Genomic DNA, 4942 nt, shown 5'->3' on the forward strand with positions numbered 1-4942 from the left:
GGGCTGATGGCGGTGTTCTTCCTGCTGGTCGGCCTGGAGATCAAGCGCGAGATGCTGGACGGACAGCTCTCCACCTGGCCGCGCCGCGTCCTGCCCGGCATCGCCGCGGCTGGCGGCATGGTGGTTCCGGCGCTGGTCTATGTCGCCATCAACCGCGACAACCAGGCGGCTCTTTCCGGCTGGGCGATCCCGACCGCCACCGACATCGCCTTCGCGCTCGGCGTTCTGTCGCTGCTTGGCAGCAGGGTGCCGGCATCGCTGAAGGTGTTCCTCACCGCGTTGGCCATCATCGACGATCTTGGCGCCGTCATCATCATCGCGCTGTTCTACACCAGCGGCCTGTCGCTCGCTTATCTCGGCGCCGCCTTCGCGGTCATCGCCATACTGATCGTGCTCAACCGCATGCGGGTGATGACCCTCGTGCCCTATCTCGTGCTTGGCGCGGTGCTGTGGGTGCTGGTGCTGAAGTCGGGCGTGCACGCCACGCTCGCCGGCGTCGCCCTGGCGCTCACCATCCCGCTCGAACGCTCCCCCGGCATCGGCCATGATACCGAGCATTCGCCGCTGCACAGGCTGGAACACGGCCTGCACAAGCTGGTGCCCTTCATCGTCATCCCGATCTTCGGCTTCGCCAATGCCGGCGTCTCGCTCGGCGGCCTGAGCTTCGCCGCCCTGGTCGAGCCGCTGACGCTCGGCGTGGCCGCCGGCTTGGTCGTGGGCAAACTGGTCGGCGTCTTCGGCTCCTCGGCCTTGGCCATCCGGCTGGGTCTGGCCGACCTGCCGGTCAACGCCGGCTGGCGTCACATGCTGGGCATTTCGCTGCTCTGCGGCATCGGCTTCACCATGAGCCTGTTCATCGGCCTGCTCGCCTTTGCCTCCGACCCGGCCCTGCAGGACGCGGTGAAGGTCGGCATCCTGGCCGGCTCCCTGATCGCTGCGCTGCTCGGCGCCGCCGTGCTGCTCACCGCGCCGCCGGCGGGCGGCGCGGAAGAGGATTTGGAGTAGCCAGGCTGCACGCGCATTTCATCGCCCCCGCGAAAGGGGGGGAGAGGTGGCCCGGCGAAGCCGGGACGGAGCGGGGGACGCCCTTCGCGAAGCCAAATCCGATCCAAGAAAGAGCGCCAGCAAAACGAAGCTTGCAAGACGTCGAGACAATTTCCGCGCGCCGCGCTGGCCCCTCTCCGTCCCGGCCTCGCCGGGCCACCTCTCCCCACTGCGTGGGGCGAGGAAACGGCGCTACTCGCTCTCGCCATCCAGCGCCGGCACGGAAACACCTGCAAGCTCTGCCGCCAGCAGTCGCGCGGCGCCCGCGCGGGCAATTCTCAGCATCAGCGCTTTTCGCGTCGCCGCGGCCATGCGGTGCTCCGGCGCGTCGCGCAGGATCTCCGCCCCATAGCCGTCCGAGAGGATGAAGCCGCATTCCTCGGGAAAGATATCCGCGGGCACGCCAGGGTGGGTGGCGAAGAAGAAGCGGTCGGAATGCAGCCGGTAGTCCGGCCATTTGCGGTCGACACGAAAATCCTCGATCGAGGATTTGATCTCGATGATCCAGATATCGCCCTGACGGGTCAGAGCGACGAGATCGGCGCGCCGCCCGGTGGCAAGGGACAATTCCGGCAGCACATGTGCGCCCATCTGCGAGAGCAGGCGCTGGACGCCGCGCCGCACCAGCATGGCGCGCTCCGACTGGCGGCCGTCGATCAGGGGATTGAGGGGAATCGGGGAAACGATGGGCATGGAAGGACCATGCCAGATTTTGTTCACGGTTTGAACCCGTTCTTGGGAGGCGATTACATATTTGACAAGCCCGCTGCCGGAATCAGGGGGCGCTGATATGAAAAGCGCATCGGGAATCTCATCGATCACGTCCGGCATTATGGAGCAAACTCACCATATTCGATGATGTTTGCCGCCTATCGAGATGTGTGAGGCTAGCCGACGTTTTCCACGCTCTGCGGTTGACAGCTACCCTCTCAGAAAGGCAAAGCCCAATAAGGCAAGTAGCTCAAACCTCCCTATTTCTACCCTCATCTCTCACGGCCTGTAAGAATTTTCGCTGCGCACGGGCCATTCTATTATTGAAACTTCCTAAAAGATACCCGAAGGGCATTACGCAGATTATGCCACTTACTACATTATTCGGAAGAACGAATGACAATAGCGCGCAACCGACACAAGCTAGAATAAATAAGCAGAGTACCGACGCGATCGCATCTTGCAACATACGATTTTCGGGAAGGAATTGCTCCATCCATGGCATTACCAATGGGTTCTTGTCCCAAAACTGGTAAATTCGGATGGGGTCCTCTAGCATGGCTCTAGACAATCCGCAGACCACGATTGGCCCAAGGCCACCATGTGCCACGATGATAAGATAAGACCAATCACAAGAGCGACACTACCGCGATCCGGCCCCAAACCATCGGATGAACTCAGCATCCTCGCCAGTGATGTCCTTCACCGCCTTCAAGGGCGATCTGGTTGACAAACCAAGAGGGTGAAACCAGCGGGTTGCCTTAATCTTCAGCAAGTTCCAACCGAACTCGCTGCCATTCTTCCCAGCATTTCTCTGGATCAATATCGAGATAGCCTCGCGACTCATCCATCCGCCTGGCGTCTTCCTGAGTGAGCACAATCGCCGGACAGCTATCGCGGATTTGGATGACTTCCTCCTCTGTCAAAGGGCTTCCCTTTGCTCTCTCCCGATTGAGCAAGGTCGCGACAAGGCTGGGGCTGATATATATGATAAGCTCACCCATCCGTTCTCCTTGACTGTCGGTCTTCTTGCGAAGGCGTTTGATAATAGTGAGTGCCTTCGAGATCGGCGTTCAGAAGGTGCCAGAGTTTATGGATACTTTCCCTTATCTGTGCCGAGGCTTGGTCATCTTCATGCACATTGCGCTCGTAGCCAGTCTCCAACATCCTCATAACCAAGTCGCGCAGCCCAGCTTTGTCGTCGTCTGTCACAACGGTCAAGTCGCCGTGGTTGTAGCCGTGTTCGTAGCTCTCCCTGATCCTTAGAAGGTATGGGCGGGGGCCTGCCTGCTCGATCCACCAGTCGATCATGCCCCTGGTCGTGGCTCGGTTCAGGCCCCACACTTCATCAGTTTTGCTGAAACTGAAAACACTCATCGAATGCGACAGTCCGGCGGTGCTAGCTCGAATGCGCTGGAGGTCTGAATGGGAATTGAACCCATTACGTCGGTTTTGCAGACCGATGCGTCACCGTCCCGCCCTCAGACCTTGCCCTGTCTATCCCAGTCTACCAGCGCATAGTCAACCTGGTCGCTGATCAAGTGGCACCGCCAACCTGCAAGCTCTCCGCCAGTTCTTTTCGGGCTCGCCCCCCACTTCAGGCGACTACGCGTCGAGCGGGATGTCAAAGGTCTTCTGCATGCCCGCTGTGGCCGCAAAAATACCAGTAGGCCAAATCATCCAGTCGACGATATGCGGTCTCGTAGTAAGTCGTCGGGAACGCACGGGGGAAATTGGGGTGGCTTGTCCAATTGCAGATAAACCCGGGCACGTACCAAAAGCCTTGAGCTACCCAGCGCTCCAACGTCTGGCTTCCGCCGTGCACACGACAGTATTGCTCCATGGCATCAGTCAGCCGGTCGAACGCCTCGATGTCCCAGATCATATTGGGACGAATCGTGATGAGGAACGAACCATCTCCCGCCTCAAACTCATTCGTCAGTACATGCAGGTCCATGTAGTCATCGTCCGTCGGATTGCCGTAGGCTCGTCAAACACTAAGCGTGTACCCCCCTGCCATCGTCCACCATCCCCGCCATATCATCCAGTATGGGACAATCCGGCCGATCGTCGCCGTGGCAGGCGTGGATCAGCTTCTGCAGCGTCGAGCGCATCGACTGCAATTCGCGCACCTTCTCCTCGATCGCCTTGACATGGGCGGCGGCGATCTCGCGCACGTCGTGGCTGGCGCGCTCGCGGTCCTGATAGAGCGCCATCAGCTGCCTGCAATCGTCGATTGAGAAGCCGAGATTGCGCGCGCGGCGCAGGAAGGCCAGGCGATGGATGTCGTCGCGCGAATAGTCGCGGTAGCCATTGTCGGCCCGCGCCGGCCGGATCAGGCCGATCTCCTCATAGTAGCGAATGGTCTTGGCCGGCAGGCCGGAACGCTCGGCGGCATCACCCACATTCATGGCGCTCTCCCTTGGTCGTCGAATCGGCCCTCGGCGGCCTCATTGATTTTGCTTCACAATCCTGTGAGGCCTGTGGCCGAAATACCGCAGTTCGGCACTTACCGGCACGTCAACTGATGCATATAGGCAGTGCGCGCTTGGCAAGCAAAAGAAATGCCAGCATGAATGATGGCGAGAAGGCGGCCGACTCGTGCTGCCGATAATTTAGACAGGGCGTCGGACCTATTCATGCGCTTGAAGTCACTTGCAATCGTCGCTGGCCTTGCACTGTCGACCGCGATCAGCGGCTGCAGCACCATCGGCTCGCAGTTGTTCACCAACAACTATGGCGCGATGACCGACGCCGGCTACCAGCTGCCGCGCATCCCGATCGAGAAGGTTCCGCAAAAATATCACCGGCAGGAAGTCGACTACGACACCAAGGAAAAGCCGGGCACCATCATCGTCGACACCCAGAACAAGTTCCTCTATTTCGTCGAGGGTGACGGCCGGGCGATGCGCTACGGCATCGGCGTCGGCCGCGAGGGTTTTGAGTGGCACGGCACCGCCCATATCGCGCTGAAGCGCGAATGGCCGACCTGGACGCCGCCCGCGCCGATGATCAAGCGCCAGCCCGAGCTCGCCAAATTTGCAGGCGGCATGGATCCCGGCCTCAAGAACCCGCTCGGCGCGCGCGCCATGTATCTGTTCAACAAGGGCGGCGACATGGGTTACCGCCTGCATGGCAGCCCGGAATGGTTCTCGATCGGCAAGGCGATGTCGTCGGGCTGCATCCG

Annotated in this window: 7 protein-coding genes and 1 tRNA gene; 2 read left to right on the forward strand and 6 right to left on the reverse strand. The window is 60.5% G+C overall.

All coding sequences use genetic code 11. The features are described 5' to 3' along the window. Window positions 1–1005 (forward strand): Na+/H+ antiporter NhaA (gene nhaA, locus Q0L57_RS06005; protein ID WP_296739446.1); only part of this gene is annotated, 1005 nt, incomplete at its 5' end. Between the two features lie 231 nt (window positions 1006–1236). On the opposite strand, the gene Q0L57_RS06010 is transcribed toward nhaA, so the two are convergent. From Q0L57_RS06010 to cueR, 6 genes are all read right to left on the reverse strand, one after another. Further along, complete coding sequence (locus Q0L57_RS06010) at window positions 1237–1737, reverse strand: MmcB family DNA repair protein (RefSeq protein ID WP_296739448.1); 501 nt, start codon at window positions 1735–1737, stop codon at window positions 1237–1239. A gap of 779 nt (window positions 1738–2516) precedes the next feature. Then, window positions 2517–2759, reverse strand: a complete 243-nt coding sequence (locus Q0L57_RS06015; RefSeq protein WP_296739451.1) for a hypothetical protein — start codon at window positions 2757–2759, stop codon at window positions 2517–2519. Further along, entirely contained in the window at window positions 2752–3132 is a 381-nt protein-coding gene (locus tag Q0L57_RS06020; RefSeq protein WP_296739453.1) for a hypothetical protein, read from the reverse strand. Before Q0L57_RS06020 ends, Q0L57_RS06015 begins: the two co-directional genes overlap by 8 nt. A 37-nt stretch (window positions 3133–3169) precedes the next feature. After that, window positions 3170–3243: transfer RNA gene (locus Q0L57_RS06025), tRNA-Cys, on the reverse strand. A gap of 136 nt (window positions 3244–3379) precedes the next feature. Then, window positions 3380–3712: a hypothetical protein gene (locus Q0L57_RS06030; RefSeq protein ID WP_296739456.1), complete on the reverse strand. Its 333-nt coding sequence runs from the start codon at window positions 3710–3712 to the stop codon at window positions 3380–3382. A 40-nt stretch (window positions 3713–3752) separates the two neighbouring features. Further along, window positions 3753–4166, reverse strand: a complete 414-nt coding sequence (cueR, locus tag Q0L57_RS06035) for a Cu(I)-responsive transcriptional regulator (protein WP_296739458.1) — start codon at window positions 4164–4166, stop codon at window positions 3753–3755. A 228-nt stretch (window positions 4167–4394) separates the two neighbouring features. On the opposite strand from cueR, the gene Q0L57_RS06040 reads away from it, so the two are divergent. Further along, the coding region (locus Q0L57_RS06040; protein ID WP_296739461.1) for a L,D-transpeptidase at window positions 4395–4942 on the forward strand (548 nt) is incomplete at its 3' end.

The organism is Mesorhizobium sp. (genome assembly GCF_024509055.1).
In the GTDB taxonomy this organism is placed as follows: domain Bacteria; phylum Pseudomonadota; class Alphaproteobacteria; order Rhizobiales; family Rhizobiaceae; genus Mesorhizobium.